The following is a 15,099-nucleotide window of genomic DNA, read 5'->3' on the forward strand; positions in this document are numbered from 1 at the left end:
ATTCCGGACCCAGTGCCAGAATCTCTCCATCCTTTTCATTTGATTGATGAGTCGTTTATTCACTAGAGAATTGATTAAGGTGTATCGATAAATCGTTTGATTTCATCTAACGACTCGTCCTGTTGTTCTTTTGGCGTTAATGGGCTGCTGTTATCCCCTTTTTGTCGACCGTACATACCAAAGTTCGCATGGTTCCCTTGCTTGATTTCATGGAATACCGCATCTTTTCGAACGTCCTGTTTACTTTTTTCGATATCAGCGACTGGTAAGACACCATCTCGTCCACCATAAATCGTCAACGAGGGCACATTAATCGAATCAATCGGATAGGACGCGAGGAAAACGATTCCTTTAATTTTCGGATGTTGTTCGACGATCGTCGAAGCTGCGCTTCCACCGAGCGAATGCCCGATCAGATACCATTTTTTGACCTGCGGATACTCCTCGATGACATCGAGTCCTTCGCTTGAGTCAAGCAACGCAATCCGAAACGGTAGCTTTGGGATGACGACGAAGCGCCCGTCTTTCGCTAGTTGCTTGCCGTAATAACTGTAGGCCGCTGTATCGACTTTTGCCCCTTGATAAAAGATGAATCCGACGTCACTCGTCTTTTTTCCAAATATCACTTCACGTGGTGTAGCTGTCTCCACGTAAGATATCGCTTGGGGAGACGCATCATAATCGAACTGCGCCCAGATCATGAATGCAAATACGAGCAGTGCCAACAGCGCAGCAATCGTTCCAATGATTCTTATACTCCATTTTTTCATTTCATTCCCTCCCGTTACCGTTATACCCCATATTATGTGTTAAATCACATATGAAAACAAATATTAGAATTTTCAGTCATTGTAAGCATCCCTATCTCTTTTTCATGAATTGGTTTAAGATGAAACCAATATTGTTTTTTCGAAAGGAGATTCACGTTTTGCCGCGTACCCTTGTGTCTACGATTCAATGGTTTTTATTCATCATCTGTACTAACATTGCCCCGCCCCTTGCCATCGCAGCATCGTTTGAACTCTCGGGTGCCGAGACGCTTTCCTTCTTATCTCGTTGTCTATTCGTATTTGCCATCTTAAGTCTCTTTCAAGTCCTGCTCGGACACCGTCTACCAATCATGGAAGGTCCTGCTGGAATTTGGTGGGGTGTATTTGCCCTTTATTCGTCGATTGGTGTCACATTGTACGGCAGTTATTCAAGCACTTTACAGTCGCTTGGATTCTTACTCCTACTCAGCGGTATCATCTGTATCGTCTTGACGATGACGGGTGTCTTACGGCGCTTAGTCCCTCTTTTTACACCGCAAGTCATCGGTGTCTACATGCTACTGCTGTCGGCACAACTGTCCGGATCCGTCATGAAAGGATTGCTCAATATCGAGGATGGACGAATTCAAGTATTACCTGCCGTCATCTCGATTCTGACGGTCTTGATCTCGCTTTATTTAGAACGAAGTGATCGCTTACGCCAGTACGCTTTATTAATCACGCTACTCGTCGGTTGGAGCATGTTTGCATTGATCGGTCGTGCCGAGATGCCAAGTTTCGATGGTCCACTGTTCACTTTACCGAGTTTATTGCCGTTCGGCGGTATTCATGTCGACTGGAGCTTATTACCGACAGCTCTCATCATCTCGTTGTTGTTAATGACGAACGTCTTAGCGAACATCAAGGTCATCGAACGGATCATCAGTGCCAAGCGTGGTGAAACCGTCAAAGGACAAGTCGGAACAGCCGGTATCACGGCTGGTATCGGACAACTCTTCGCTGGTCTGTTCGGTACGGTGGGGCCTGTCGCCATTTCCGGAACGGCTGGGTTCATTGCTTCAACAGATAACACGGACCGCAAAGCGTTCGTCTATGCGAACATCACGTGTCTCTTCCTCAGTATCGTGACACCATTCGTCGGATTGATCGCTAAAATCCCCGTCGCTGTCGGTTATGCGATGGTCGCACCGATCGTTGCCGGGATGGCGATCATCGGCGTCACGGAAGCAGCCCGCGACTTGAATCGTCAAACGGCGATGATCACGGTCGGTCTCCCGGTCCTCGTCGGCATCGGTGCGTTGTTACTACCGAAAGGAGCAACGGCCGATTTACCGCCACTCGTGACGACCCTGATGTCAAACGGTCTCGTCCTCGGAACATTGGTCGCCTTGCTCGCAGAAGGGTTACGCCATATCCGGACGAATGATTAATAAAAAGACGCTTTCTCGATTGAGAAAGCGTCTTTTTTTCATGCATCAGCGAATACCGCGCATGTATTTTTGAAGTTTTGGTGCGAAAGCGAACAAGAGTAATCCGAAGATGACGGCAACGATACCCGTGATACCGAAGTACAAAATCTCCGTGTCATTCGTGTAGTATTTAACGATTTGTGCGTTGACCGCTTGACCAGTTGCGTTCGTCAAGAACCACAGACTCATCGTTTGCGCTGAGAAGGCTGCCGGCGCCAGTTTTGTTGTTGCCGATAGACCGACTGGTGACAAGAAGAGCTCACCGATGACGACGAGGAAGAAGCTCAGTGCAAGCCAGAGTGGACTAACTGACGTCTCCACACCGAACAGGATACCTGGTAGTGTCATGACGATGAACGAAAGTCCGGCGAACAGAAGACCAAACGAGAACTTTTGCATCGTCGTTGGTTGACGGTCACCGAGTTTGACCCAGAAGCTCGCAAAAACAGGTGCTAATACGATGATGAAGAGCGGATTCAACGATTGGAAGAATGCCGGTTGAATCTCAAATCCTAAGAATGAAAGGTTCGTCCGTTCACTTGCGAAGATGGAGAGGACGTATGAACCTTGTTCTTGGATTGCCCAGAAAATCGCTGCTGCGATGAACAACGGAATATACGCAATCAAACGTGAGCGCTCATCATCCGTGATCTTTGGACTACGAAGCATGACTGTGAAGTAAGCGATCGGAATCAAGATCCCGAGAATCGTGACCATTAAAGTAAAACGAGAAATCGTCAACAGTCCTGTCATCGATGCAACGACACCGAGTACAGCAATCACGACGACAACGATTGATGCGATCGTGATGAAACGTTTTTTCTCGTCCCCTTTTAATGGGTTCAAGACGTACGTACCCGCTTGACCAAGGTTTTTCTTTTTCGTCAAGACGAAGACGACAAGTCCTGCGAACATCCCGATGGCAGCGAGTGCGAAACCAGCGTGATATCCACCGCGGTCAGCCACTTCACCGACGACGAGTGGTGAGAGGAATGCACCAGCGTTGATCCCCATGTAGAAGATACTAAAACCAGCATCGCGGCGGTTATCCGTCTTGCTGTACAAGTCACCGACGATATTCGATACGTTCGGTTTCAAGAAACCAGTACCGATGACGATGAGTCCCATCGAGATGAAGAGGGCTGTAATGCCTGCTGGTAAAGCAAGGACGATATGTCCTAGCATGATCAAGATACCACCATAAAAGACGGTCCGTGACGTACCGAGTAAACGGTCAGCTACCCATCCCCCAATGATCCCTGACATGTAGACGAGCGAACCATAAACGGCCATGATAGATGCAGCTGTCGTCTTATCGATACCTAGACCACCGTTGGCAACTGAATCGTACATGTAGAAGATAAGGATGGCACGCATGCCATAGTAGGAGAAACGCTCCCAAAACTCAGTGAAGAAGAGGGTGAACAACCCTTTCGGATTCCCGAAGAATCCTTTTTGCGGAACGGTCTTATAGACCTGATCGCGATCAAACTCTGCCATATGATCGGCTCCTTTCATCAATCCTAAATAAGTGCATAATCCATCATCTTTTCCCGCTTTCCCCAAACGATAAGCGTGACGAAACAGATAGGATACGAATACACTGTTTTGCCTGAATTGTCTCACTTTTTTTTTTATATATGAGACAGCACTTTACCATTCAACCGCAAATCATTTGACGAGTCAAATATTATTTACGTTACAAGAATAACAAAAAGAGCAGTCGACTACTCGACTGCTCAGGATTGCATCTGTTTCGATTCGATGATTGTAATTCCAGGCGGTGCATGTAACGTTTCACGGATCATCGCCGCAGCGACTTGACCAGCTTCGATCGGAGCAATGGCGCTCCGCTTCAACAAGGGGCGTAAGACCGTCGAAATTTTCGCAGCCGCTTGTTCGCCTAAGCGGAATTCATCACGATCCCCTAATAACAAGGATGGTCTAAAAATCAATAACGCGTCATACCCCAGTACACGTAATCCGTTTTCCGTGTCCCCTTTTACGCGATTGTAGAAGGTTTTGGCATTCGGATGGGCACCGAGCGCCGAAATTAAGGCAAATCGTGTCGCCCCGAGGTCTAACAATTCACGGCCAAGTTCAATCGGATATGTGTAGTCAACCAAACGAAATGCCTCTTGCGATCCTGCTTGTTTGATCGTCGTGCCCAGTGCACAATAGACATGGTCGACGACAGGTAATTCGATTTCTGTCACACGATCAAAATCAATCACCCATTCTTCCAATTTCGGATGAAAACGGCGCATCGGGCGACGAACGAGAACATGTACCTCGCTATATGCATCTTCTGCCAACAAACGATCCACGAGTTCTTGTCCGACTAGACCAGATGCTCCTAAAATTGCTGCTCTCATACGTTTCTCCCTCCTTCATGCTATCGACCAATTGGTACGAAATAAGAACGGTTTCCAGTGATCCGTTCTCCGGCACGTACACCGATCGCACTTGGTCTTCCTCCTAAAATAAAGACACCGTACATATACGCGACTTCTCCCTCTTCCTGAAGTGAGTACGTCGGTAGTTCTTGATACGCTTGATAAACAGCCGGTTGATCACGAAACGTATGCTGTTCGTTCTTTAACATGATATTTCCGTGTCCATCATGGACCGTGACGGTATCTCCCTCACGCCCGAAAATCGGTTTTTTAACGAATGATCGCTGGCTTGAAATGAATGGATCAGCGGATAAGTACGTCGGTAAAAAATAACGCGCAATCGTCATGTGGTTCGTTTCGCTCAAGTACGGATGATTGGCTTCATGCAACATCCAGATCAATGCAAGAACTGACTTGGCTTGCATTAAAAAGGCAGACGGCGGGTTGATGATTTCGAGTCGCCCTGCCTCGACGAGTTGCAGGAGTAATTGTCCTAAATTTCTTCCGTCTTCATCCCGGTCAAGTAAGGCCATCTCGATCGGAAAGGTTTGACGATATAAGATATCGATTCTTTTACCTGCCTCATCGTACAGACCTTCTTCCGGACGAATCTCTAATGCATGAAGTGGACAATAGGTCGCCTCATCCCAAAACGACTGCAAATACTCAGCCGTCAACCGATCCTCGACATGGTCACCATGTGAGGTGAAGACGACATGCGGATGCTGTTTCGTCCGATGTGTCGCGGCTTCGATCGCACGACGGACAGTTGCCTTCAGCCATTTGTTTTCCCCATCGTTGACCCGTTCAAAACCTTGTTTTTCCGCTACGACATCATTGACTTCGAATACTTCCTTGATGAAAGTCGGCGTATCCGCGTTCCATTCCATGAGTGAAATACGATCTGTCGTCGCAATGAAATCAAAGCGTCCGATGACGGTCAACGGTCGCATCGTCTCGAGTCGTAAAAAAGCGAGACTCTCAGATGGGAAGCCAAGCTCTAGCAGTGCCTCATCATCCATCGATCGAAGAATCGGAAGTACTTTTTCAAATATCTTGTAAACTTCTTGCGCCGCGATATGCAGTTGGTCGATTCGTTCTTCCGAGATGGGCATGACTTCCGTCACAGCGTACGGTTCCCCGTCTAGCACATCCCAAAAACGATCGATGTCTCCGTAAAAGGTTTGTCGTCTACTCATCCGCCGAAAAACCCGGAAGATGAGCCTGTTCCGAATCCTTTTGTCTTCGTGTTATAACTTTTTACTTCTTTTGATTTCGGCGTATACCCTTTTGTTCGCATCGCACTATGCATCAAGGCACGAGATGCGAAATAACTGCCACCCCAGTAATAGTAGCCTGAATGGGTTGACGAACTATCATCACAGTACCAAACGCCTTCATCATTATCATACTCATAGTCATCACAATCCGGATCATCTGGTCGTTCCGCCCGTGCATCATCCGATCCACACCCACTCAGTGTCGTTCCGATCAACAGTGTTGCAGCTAGTGTCGCTTGTTTCATCCAATTCACCGTCTCAGTCCCCTTTCCTTTTACTCTCGTTATGGATAGTATACGCTTTTTTGGAGAGAAAAGTTTCTTTGTTCTGCCGGAACTTTTTTTCCTTGAAGGTGGTAATAGTATCTATAGAATGAAAAGGAGGATTTACGCATGTCACTTGCCTACTATGTTGAAGAAAATGGTGAATTCCATCCGATCTATCAATATGATCGCTATGCGATCGAACCGGAAGAGATCATCGCCCACCAACTCTGTGAATTTCATATCATCGAAGGACATCAATACGAGCTTCGTTCCAATGAGATGGCAGGTGATTACGATCAATTGATCGTCGATCATATCAAGGCATCACCGCGTGCGACAGAAGAACGCGTTTATCCACCGCACCAAATTCATATCGAGTTCAGACAGTATTTGTCCGACAGCGCTCAACCGCTCCTAAAGACATCAACGGTTCCGAATCACATCCAAGCGATGCGTTTTTTGATCAAAGACAAGATCGAAGTCGAAGACCACGGTATTTTTGAGCGTGACAGCTGTGAAATCGATATCGACCGGAATTGTTACGTCGTCTATCTCGCCGATACACTTTGAGATGTAAAATCAGGTCTCTTCATTTCCAAGAGACGTTTTTTTTGGCATACTAGAAAGTAAGAACGAATCAATCGAGGTGAACGAACATGAGTGAACAACCAAAAAAACTATCGTTGCAAGAGGCAATGATCGAACGCTTGAAAGCAAAAAAACAAGCGCAAACAAAACGTCCGACTGGCTTACAAGGAACACAAACGAAACAATTGACGAGCCAACAGACGAAAAAAGCAAACAACCAGAAAAAACGGACAGGCGTCTAAGTCACAGGAATTCATGAAATAAGGAGTAATTATGAGTATTTTAACGGTATCTAACTTAAGTCACGGATTCGGTGACCGCGCCATTTTCGAAAATGTCTCCTTCCGCCTGTTAAAAGGCGAGCACATCGGTCTCGTCGGTGCGAACGGTGAAGGAAAATCGACGTTCATGAACATCATTACGTCGCAACTTGAGCCAGATGAAGGAAAAGTCGAATGGGCGAAGCATGTACGCGTCGGTTATTTGGATCAGCACGCTGTCCTTGAAAAAGGATTAACAATCCGCGATGCACTTAAAGGTGCATTCCAGTACATGTTCGACATCGAACAGGAAATCAATGATTTGTACGGTAAAATGGGCGAAGTCGAGCCAGAAGAACTTGAAAAGATGCTCGAAGAAGTCGGCGTCTTGCAGGACATTCTGACGAATAACGACTTCTATACGATCGATGCAAAAGTCGAAGAAATCGCGCGCGGTCTTGGTCTTGATGAGATCGGACTCGACCGGGATGTACAAGAGCTCAGTGGTGGACAGCGGACGAAAATCCTGCTTGCCAAACTCCTTCTTGAAAAACCAGACATTCTCTTACTTGATGAGCCGACCAACTATCTCGATGTCCAGCATATCGAATGGTTGAAACGCTACTTGAATGAATATGAGAATGCGTTCATCTTGATTTCGCACGATATTCCATTCCTCAACAGCGTCATCAACTTGATTTATCATATGGAAAATCAAGAATTGAATCGTTATGTCGGCGATTACGACAACTTCGTCACGATCCATGAAGCGAAGAAAAAGCAACTCGAGTCTGCGTTCAAGCGTCAACAGCAGGAAATCTCCGAGTTGAAGGACTTCGTTGCCCGGAACAAGGCACGTGTCTCGACACGGAACATGGCGATGTCACGTCAGAAGAAGCTCGATAAGATGGATGTCATCGAACTTGCGCAAGAGCGTCCAAAACCAGAGTTCCACTTCCTCCAAGCACGGACACCAAGTAAATTGATGTTCGAAGCAAAAGGTCTCGTCATCGGATACGATGAGCCACTTTCGCGCCCTCTTGATCTGACGATCGAACGTGGGCAGAAGATTGCGTTGCACGGTGCGAACGGAATCGGGAAATCGACGTTGCTCAAGAGTTTGCTCGGTGAAATTCCAGCTGTCTCGGGTGTCGTTGAGCGAGGCGAGAACTTGCATATCGGGTACTTCGAACAAGAAGTTAAAGAGAAGAACTCGAATACGTGTATCGAAGAGATTTGGAATACGTTCCCGTCTCTGACACAACAACAAGTCCGTGCCATGCTCGCGAAGTGTGGTTTGATGACGAAACACATCGAATCGAAAATCGAAGTGCTCAGCGGTGGGGAAAAAGCGAAAGTCCGTCTTTGTAAATTGATGAATACGGAATCGAACATCCTCGTACTCGATGAGCCGACGAACCACTTGGACGTCGAAGCTAAAGAAGAATTAAAACGTGCGTTACAAGAGTACAAAGGAACAGTCCTGTTGATCTCACACGAACCAGAATTCTATGAAGCTGTTGCGACAGACTTATGGAACTGTGAATCATGGACGACAAAAGTATTCTAAGCTACATCATACAAAAGATGGGATGCCCAGAAGGGTGTCCCATCTTTTTAGTTCACACACTTAATCATTGCATGATCGTGCATCTTCACGCACACTAAGACTTAGAAAATGATTATGAAGGAGCGTGTTTTTTTGGAAACGATCACGAAAAAGGCAACACTATCCTATCTCCATGTTCCAAGCGGTGGTTCAGAACAATTGATTGCCCGTCTCTATTCACCTGAACATACAGCGGATGCTCCACTGGTTGTCCTCTTCCACGGATTTCCCGGGAAACAGTTGAACATGGACTGGGCAGTTCAACTTCAAAGTGCAGGGTACCATGTACTCATCACGTCGTATCGTGGAACGATCGGGAGTCCTGGAACCTTCCGATTCCAACATGTTTTGGAAGACGCGACCGCGACACTACAGCACGTCTGCTCAGAGCCTTTCACTGCCGAACATGGCATCAAGGCGGATCAGATTACCGTCGTTGGTCATAGCATGGGTGGATTCGCCGGTCTACATGCTTTTGCTGAGACACCGGAGGCTGCACATTATGTCGGAATCTCTCCGTTTAATTTTGGTCTCGTCGGTCAGCTCGTCCTCGAACATCCGGAATACGAAGCTGCGCTACACGGTGTACTCGAACGAGGAGCTTCGTTCCTGAATGGTGCCGTTGCTGACGCGTTACTCGATGAGTTGAAGCACCATCATACGACTTGGAATTTACTGACGCTAAAAGAACGTCTAGCCGATCGCTCGATGTTGCTTATGACGTCAGAACGGGACGAAACATCGATCAAAGCACTCCATCATGACTTATTGCTACCCGGCAGTCCGTTCGAGGAAGCGATCGTCGATAGTGATCACAACTATATCGAAAATCGGGACGCTGCCTTTAACGAATGGACGTCTTGGCTCGCCCGACAATAAAAAGAGCGCTCAGCGTACGACTGAGCGCTCTTTTGCTGAAGTTTGATTTCGTTGCACAGGACGAATCCGCATCCGATAAAGGACGAGCGTAAACATCGTCAGTGATGAGATAGCGTACCAAATCGTCGTGAACAGGGTTCCGATATCCGTACCGATGAAAAGACCATGTGCCGTCATTAATAGCCAAGCAGGTAAGACAAGCCAGTGCGTCAATTTCCAAAGCGTCTTGCCTAACGTCTCCTTTAAGAAATCTGATGTCACGAGAACGAAGCCGAATAAGTAGAGACTGATCGTTCCTAGCGCATTCCAGAGTGGTTCATAAGAAGCTTGGCCCGGAATCAGGACTTCAAAGATCGTCAGTGGTGCGTATGAATCGACGATGATGAGCGTTGCATGAAGGACGATTGCGAGCAAACCTGCCCAGCCACTATATAAATGCACGTGATGCAGTCGTGCTTTTTGTTTTTTGAGTGCCGGGTAGGAACCGAGCAATCCCGCTAAGACTGAAATCGTCATGAAGAAGTGCCCACTTAATCCACTCAACCGGATCATCGTCCATGTTGAGAACAACCATTTCATCCAGTCCATGTCTCACTCACTCCTTTCTGTTCACTTCGCCATTCCCCAGCAGTATCCAAAATCAATAATCGTCCTTTTGGAAACCAACGAAACAGCTTTTCTTGACGTTCTGTCTCTGTCATCTGAAAGGCAAGTTTCGTCATGACTTCCGCTTCATAGAGTTGTGGCGCAGATGCGGTCACTTGAAGAATCGGACTTTTCGTCGGACGTCCTGTTCGTCCATCTAATAAATGATGATGCGTCTGTCCGTCCGTCTTCCACGATCGGTAGACGCGGTTCGATGTCGCGACCGCGCCTTGTCGCAACTGCACATCAGCGACGCGTTGTTCGGTCTCGGGATGCGTGATCGTGATATTCCATGGTTCCTCATCGGACCAGACGATGACGTCGCCTCCCGCTTCAATCAATCCACGATTCCAGCTTTTTCGTAGTCGTTGCGCTGCAATCATCGCGGCAGCTCCTTTTCCGATTCCACCTAGGTCGATAAAACCGCCTCCGACTCGAGTCACGTCACATCCTTCAATGATGAACGGGGCGATCTCTGGTGGAGCAACCTCTTCATAAGCGACAGCTTGTGTGAATGGAAATGATTGGCGATAGCCATTGGCTTGTTGTTGCGCCAGCAGGAATGGGGAAAAATAACGTTCGGTCTGCTCGAAATATCGTGTGGCGCGGGCAAGCAAGCGGGCTAACGGTAAGGACACCGATAACGTGTCGCCAATCCGTAAGCGATTCAATCGACTGACTTCGCTTTGCTCATCAAAGCGTGACCACTGCCGATCCACATAATGAAAGAATCGGACAAGTTCCTCCCATTCTGCTTCATCGATCAGCTGATCCGTTACGAACCGCACCTGATTATGCATCGCATACAATTGTCGCTCCATCTTCCTCCTCCTTACCTCGAATGGCTAGACTGACCGTCACTCGATCCGCCGGGTTGACTGAAGCCAGACGATTCATCACCTTGCCATTGATCATCATCGTCTTCTTCGTAATATCCATCATCCCCTTCGTATTCGCCTTCATCATCGCTATATTGATTCCCTTGAGATGGTAATGTCGTATCGTTCGAATACGTATCGCCTGTCGAAACAGGTGTCGTCGAGGAATCGTTCGAACTGACACTCAACTGACCAATGGCGAGTCCGATGAAGACGGAACTACTAAGCCCGACGAGCCATTTCGCAAATGGTTTGGGTTTCATCTGTTTCCTCTCCCTTCTTGTTACGTTTACTGTATCGAAAAAAACTGACAACTAACTGACGGCAACTATGGGATAATGAGAAAAAAAGAGGAGCGATGTGCATGCGCGTTTTGGTAGCAGAAGATGATCAGCGTCTTGCGAAGATGTTACGCCTCCATTTAGAGCGGGCAGGATATCAGGTAGATGTTGCGCAGGATGGAGTGGAAGCACTCCTCCAATGTCAGACGTATCGCTATGACTTACTCGTTCTCGATTGGATGATGCCTCGTAAGAGCGGAATCGAAGTCGCCGCTACCTTACGCCAAGAACAGTTCGAAGGCGGCATCTTGATGCTGACTGCTCGTGATACGGAAATCGATCTCGTTCATGGTCTCGATAGTGGAGCCGATGACTATCTCGTTAAACCGTTTCAATCGAATGAATTACTGGCACGACTGCGCGCGCTCAGTCGTCGTCAACAAAAGGCATTCGTGTCAACGGTCTCTTTCAATGGACTAGTCCTCGATCTGTCCTCACAAACGATTTCCTACGAGCGACATCCAATCGATTTAACACGACGTGAATTTGAATTCCTTTCTTTGCTCTTAAGACGACCTGAACAGGTGATGAGTCGTGAATTGATCATCGAAGTCGTATGGGGGATCGGAGCGGATATTACGGATAACGCGCTCGATGCACTCGTCCGACTCGTTCGGAAAAAATTAGATGCGGTCGGAGCTCCTAATTTGATTCGGACAGTTCGCGGATTCGGTTATCGTTTAGGTGATCCGCATGCTTGAATCGATTCGAAAACGACTAACCTTGTTATTCAGTGGTTCGTTTTTTCTTGTACTAGTCCTCATCCTGATCGGAGTGTATGTCACAAACGCCCAATTGCTGAATCGGATGGAATTGAATCAATTGAAGGGCGTATCTGATCGAGATATCTTCGAACGGATCGAGCATGGGGAAGACCAATTCATTCGAAATCCGATCTACTTCCAGTTACTCGACGGTTCAGGAAACGAACGCTATGCAAGTCTGCCGCCTGGCGTCGAGATGAAAACACTACGCCGTTTTTTAAGTTCGAATGATACGACGAAACAAGTGGAATGGGATGATCGACACTTCTTGCTGTATCAACGGAGTACCGAAGAAGGACGACTACTACTGATGAAGGACATCTCTCCGACCGAAGACACCTTACAGCGATTGATTGCCGTTCTGGCGGGGATCGCGGTGCTCGCAACGATTGTCCTGACGCTAGTCGGATACATCCTTGCTGGTCGAGCCGTCATTCCGGTGCAACAAGCATTCGATCGCCAACGTCGTTTTACGTCCGATGCTTCACATGAACTACGGACACCTCTGACAATCGTCTATAGCGGAATTGAATTGCTAGAAGCGGAATCACTTTCGAATGAAGGACGTACGATTCTAGAGGACATTAAAGCAGAAACGGCAGGCATGCAGTATTTAGTCTCTGATTTATTATTACTTGCGCGAGAAGGACAACCTTCACCGAAACAGGAAGTTGATCTTAGTTCACTCGTCCAAAAGACTGTCGAACGTTTTCAGCATGCCTACTCGGATCGTGTCATCCATGCTTCGATTGCGCCTAACTTACGCATGAAAGGGGATGCCCATCAATTGAACCGCTTATTGACGGTCTTTCTTGAGAATGCTCTCGTCTACAGTGATGACGTCATTGATGTCTCCCTCGAAGAAACTACTACAGAACGCCAGTTGATGATACAGGACCGTGGAATCGGTATCGCTTCCAGTCAACAAACTAAAATATTCGAGCGTTTTTACCGGGGGGACCATTCGCGTCACGGAACAGGAACTGGTCTTGGGTTATCAATCGCTCAATCCATTGCGGAGCAACATGGTGGAACGATTTCCATTGATTCAACATTAGGTGAGGGCACACGGTTCATCATTCATTTCCCCACTCTTTAAAACGATGTCAGTTAACTGTCAGATAAGCAGGGTAAAGTGAAATTATGCTTTACCATACTTATCCAAGGAGGTTTTTGATATGTTGGGGAACGTACCGCTTCATCCACTTCTTGTCCATGCACCGATTGCACTTTTATTATTTGCGACGATCCTATTACTCATCAGTCTGAAGTGGACACAATTCAAACTGTTTGCCCTTTTTACGTTAGTCGTCGGTCTGATTTCTGGAGTTGCTGCCTATTTGTCTGGAGACGGGGCAGAGGAGTATGCGGAAGCGAACTTAAGCAGCGTTACCCATGCTGCCATCGAAAATCATGAGCATTTCGCGTTGTTCAGTCTTGTTGCCTTTGGTGTCTCACTGTTATTTCTTTTGTTGGGTTACCGCTCGAACAAAAAAATGTTTTTATTACTCAGTTTCGTTGTTGCCATCGTCGGTAGCGGACTACTTGCTTATACTGGTCATCTCGGTGGTCAAATGGTCTATGCCAAATAATACAAGAGCCGGTCTATTTTCTCTTTTGATGAGAGAAGTAGACCGGCTCTTGTATGTTGTTTCGATTTATTTACGATGTGCACGTCCCGAGCGACGGTTATTCGAACGACGCGTGTTTCCGCGTCCTTCTGTCGTCTTCCGTGATCCTTTACTTTGATCGTGCTGTGCGCGAATCGCCTCTTCAGACAATTCGACGACGATCGGCGTGACCGAGATGTTCAATTCCCGTTCCATATCACGGAACGTCCGACCATCTTTCGGTGTCACGATGGAAACGGCAATACCGTCGTTCCCAGCACGTCCCGTCCGACCGATTCGGTGAACGTAGCTTTCCGCATCGTCCGGTAAATCATAGTTAAAGACGTGTGTCACACCTGTCACATCGAGTCCACGCGAAGCAACATCTGTTGCGATCAGGAATTGTGTTTTTCCTTGATAGAACTTCGCCATCGCTTTTTCCCGTTTCCCTTGCGTTAGTCCACCGTGCAATTCATCCGTCGGATACCCTTGCATCTGCATTTCTTCGTTCAATTTACTAACGCGACGTTGTGTACGGCAGAAAATGATTGCTGCGTATGGACGCATCTCGTCAAGCATCGTCCGCAGTGTCGCTTGTTTGCGGCGATCCGTCGTCTCGACGACGAACTGTTCGATCGCTTCAACAGTAATGCTTTCCGCTTCCACCTGTACTTCGACTGGATTACGCAAATACGTTTTCGCCAGTTCCTCTACTTTCGGTGGCATCGTTGCAGATAACATGACGAATTGACGATCAACCGGTGCTGCTTCGATGATGTCTTCAATTTCTGGCAAGAAACCGATTTGCAGCATTTGGTCCGCCTCATCCAAGACAAGCGTCCGTAATTCACTTAAATCAAGTGTACCGCGACCGACGTGGTCAAGAATTCGTCCTGGTGTCCCAATGATGATTTGTGGCATCCGACCGAGACGTTGAATCTGTTTAAAGACGTCTTGTCCGCCATATACAGCAAGTGCACGATACTGTTCCGTATTCCGAATCAGTTTATGCGTCTCATCGGCAATTTGACGCGCAAGTTCACGTGTTGGTGCAACAATCAATGCTTGAACCGTTTGTGATTCGACATCGATTTGCTCAAGGATTGGTAAGAGAAACGCTAACGTCTTTCCTGTTCCCGTTTGCGCCTGCCCAATCAAGTCACGTCCGTCGAGTAATGACGGAATCGCTTGTTCTTGAATGGGTGTTGGCTCCTTGATGCCTTGTTTTTGTAATTTTTTTATCCACAGATCGCTGATGTGTAATGTTTCAAATGTTGACATGATATATCCTCCTAAAAATTATCCACAGAAAAAAGCTGTGGATAACCTGCTTCGCATAGACAA

General features: G+C 47.2%; 17 protein-coding genes. 8 read left to right on the top strand and 9 right to left on the bottom strand.

Features of this window, described 5'->3' with window-relative positions:
* Positions 1 to 74 precede the first annotated feature (74 nt).
* On the bottom strand, positions 75 to 770 hold the full coding sequence (locus B4C70_RS12740) for an alpha/beta hydrolase (protein WP_214728837.1): 696 nt from the start codon (positions 768 to 770) through the stop codon (positions 75 to 77).
* Positions 771 to 928: 158 nt separating this feature from the next.
* Between B4C70_RS12740 and B4C70_RS12745 the strand changes: the two genes are divergently transcribed.
* Positions 929 to 2,200 carry a purine/pyrimidine permease gene (locus tag B4C70_RS12745; RefSeq protein ID WP_290779981.1) on the top strand — a complete coding sequence of 424 codons (1,272 nt, stop codon included), beginning with the start codon at positions 929 to 931 and terminating at the stop codon, positions 2,198 to 2,200.
* Between the two features lie 45 nt (positions 2,201 to 2,245).
* Here B4C70_RS12745 and B4C70_RS12750 read toward each other — a convergent pair whose 3' ends face one another.
* The 4 genes from B4C70_RS12750 to B4C70_RS12765 all read right to left on the bottom strand — a co-directional run bounded on the left by B4C70_RS12750 (position 2,246) and on the right by B4C70_RS12765 (position 6,160).
* Entirely contained in the window at positions 2,246 to 3,739 is a 1,494-nt protein-coding gene (locus B4C70_RS12750) for a peptide MFS transporter (RefSeq protein WP_047390672.1), read from the bottom strand.
* Positions 3,740 to 3,978: 239 nt separating this feature from the next.
* Positions 3,979 to 4,614: a hypothetical protein gene (locus tag B4C70_RS12755; protein WP_058704374.1), complete on the bottom strand. Its 636-nt coding sequence runs from the start codon at positions 4,612 to 4,614 to the stop codon at positions 3,979 to 3,981.
* Between the two features lie 20 nt (positions 4,615 to 4,634).
* Positions 4,635 to 5,834 (bottom strand): glutathionylspermidine synthase family protein, encoded by a 1,200-nt coding sequence (locus B4C70_RS12760; protein ID WP_290779983.1) that lies wholly within the window; start codon positions 5,832 to 5,834, stop codon positions 4,635 to 4,637.
* Positions 5,831 to 6,160, bottom strand: a complete 330-nt coding sequence (locus tag B4C70_RS12765; protein WP_035395686.1) for a hypothetical protein — start codon at positions 6,158 to 6,160, stop codon at positions 5,831 to 5,833. Before B4C70_RS12765 ends, B4C70_RS12760 begins: the two co-directional genes overlap by 4 nt.
* Before the next feature lie 147 nt (positions 6,161 to 6,307).
* Between B4C70_RS12765 and B4C70_RS12770 the strand changes: the two genes are divergently transcribed.
* The 4 genes from B4C70_RS12770 to B4C70_RS12785 all read left to right on the top strand — a co-directional run bounded on the left by B4C70_RS12770 (position 6,308) and on the right by B4C70_RS12785 (position 9,517).
* Positions 6,308 to 6,751 carry a hypothetical protein gene (locus B4C70_RS12770; RefSeq protein WP_290779986.1) on the top strand — a complete coding sequence of 148 codons (444 nt, stop codon included), beginning with the start codon at positions 6,308 to 6,310 and terminating at the stop codon, positions 6,749 to 6,751.
* Between the two features lie 86 nt (positions 6,752 to 6,837).
* On the top strand, positions 6,838 to 7,011 hold the full coding sequence (locus B4C70_RS12775; protein ID WP_023469740.1) for a hypothetical protein: 174 nt from the start codon (positions 6,838 to 6,840) through the stop codon (positions 7,009 to 7,011).
* Positions 7,012 to 7,042: 31 nt separating this feature from the next.
* Positions 7,043 to 8,599 (top strand): ABC-F family ATP-binding cassette domain-containing protein, encoded by a 1,557-nt coding sequence (locus tag B4C70_RS12780; protein WP_023469741.1) that lies wholly within the window; start codon positions 7,043 to 7,045, stop codon positions 8,597 to 8,599.
* Positions 8,600 to 8,731: 132 nt separating this feature from the next.
* On the top strand, positions 8,732 to 9,517 hold the full coding sequence (locus B4C70_RS12785) for an alpha/beta hydrolase family protein (protein ID WP_290779989.1): 786 nt from the start codon (positions 8,732 to 8,734) through the stop codon (positions 9,515 to 9,517).
* 9 nt (positions 9,518 to 9,526) lie between these two features.
* Here the strand turns inward: B4C70_RS12785 and B4C70_RS12790 are convergent, their stop codons facing one another.
* From B4C70_RS12790 to B4C70_RS12800, 3 genes are read right to left on the bottom strand one after another with little or no spacing between them, the layout of a single operon-like run.
* Positions 9,527 to 10,105 (bottom strand): hypothetical protein, encoded by a 579-nt coding sequence (locus tag B4C70_RS12790; RefSeq protein WP_290779992.1) that lies wholly within the window; start codon positions 10,103 to 10,105, stop codon positions 9,527 to 9,529.
* Positions 10,093 to 10,983 carry an FAD:protein FMN transferase gene (locus tag B4C70_RS12795; protein WP_290779995.1) on the bottom strand — a complete coding sequence of 297 codons (891 nt, stop codon included), beginning with the start codon at positions 10,981 to 10,983 and terminating at the stop codon, positions 10,093 to 10,095. The genes B4C70_RS12790 and B4C70_RS12795 overlap by 13 nt, the downstream gene beginning before the upstream one ends.
* Before the next feature lie 11 nt (positions 10,984 to 10,994).
* Entirely contained in the window at positions 10,995 to 11,303 is a 309-nt protein-coding gene (locus B4C70_RS12800) for a hypothetical protein (protein ID WP_058704368.1), read from the bottom strand.
* 101 nt (positions 11,304 to 11,404) lie between these two features.
* Between B4C70_RS12800 and B4C70_RS12805 the strand changes: the two genes are divergently transcribed.
* The 3 genes from B4C70_RS12805 to B4C70_RS12815 all read left to right on the top strand — a co-directional run bounded on the left by B4C70_RS12805 (position 11,405) and on the right by B4C70_RS12815 (position 13,737).
* Positions 11,405 to 12,082 carry a response regulator transcription factor gene (locus B4C70_RS12805; RefSeq protein ID WP_058704367.1) on the top strand — a complete coding sequence of 226 codons (678 nt, stop codon included), beginning with the start codon at positions 11,405 to 11,407 and terminating at the stop codon, positions 12,080 to 12,082.
* On the top strand, positions 12,075 to 13,244 hold the full coding sequence (locus B4C70_RS12810) for a sensor histidine kinase (RefSeq protein WP_290780001.1): 1,170 nt from the start codon (positions 12,075 to 12,077) through the stop codon (positions 13,242 to 13,244). The genes B4C70_RS12805 and B4C70_RS12810 overlap by 8 nt, the downstream gene beginning before the upstream one ends.
* 79 nt (positions 13,245 to 13,323) lie before the next feature.
* On the top strand, positions 13,324 to 13,737 hold the full coding sequence (locus B4C70_RS12815) for a DUF2231 domain-containing protein (RefSeq protein ID WP_023469748.1): 414 nt from the start codon (positions 13,324 to 13,326) through the stop codon (positions 13,735 to 13,737).
* Positions 13,738 to 13,803: 66 nt separating this feature from the next.
* Here B4C70_RS12815 and B4C70_RS12820 read toward each other — a convergent pair whose 3' ends face one another.
* Entirely contained in the window at positions 13,804 to 15,036 is a 1,233-nt protein-coding gene (locus tag B4C70_RS12820; RefSeq protein ID WP_290780004.1) for a DEAD/DEAH box helicase, read from the bottom strand.
* Positions 15,037 to 15,099: the final 63 nt, after the last annotated feature.

Source organism: Exiguobacterium sp. UBA5002 (assembly GCF_002396765.1).
In the GTDB taxonomy this organism is placed as follows: Bacteria; Bacillota; Bacilli; order Exiguobacteriales; family Exiguobacteriaceae; genus Exiguobacterium_A.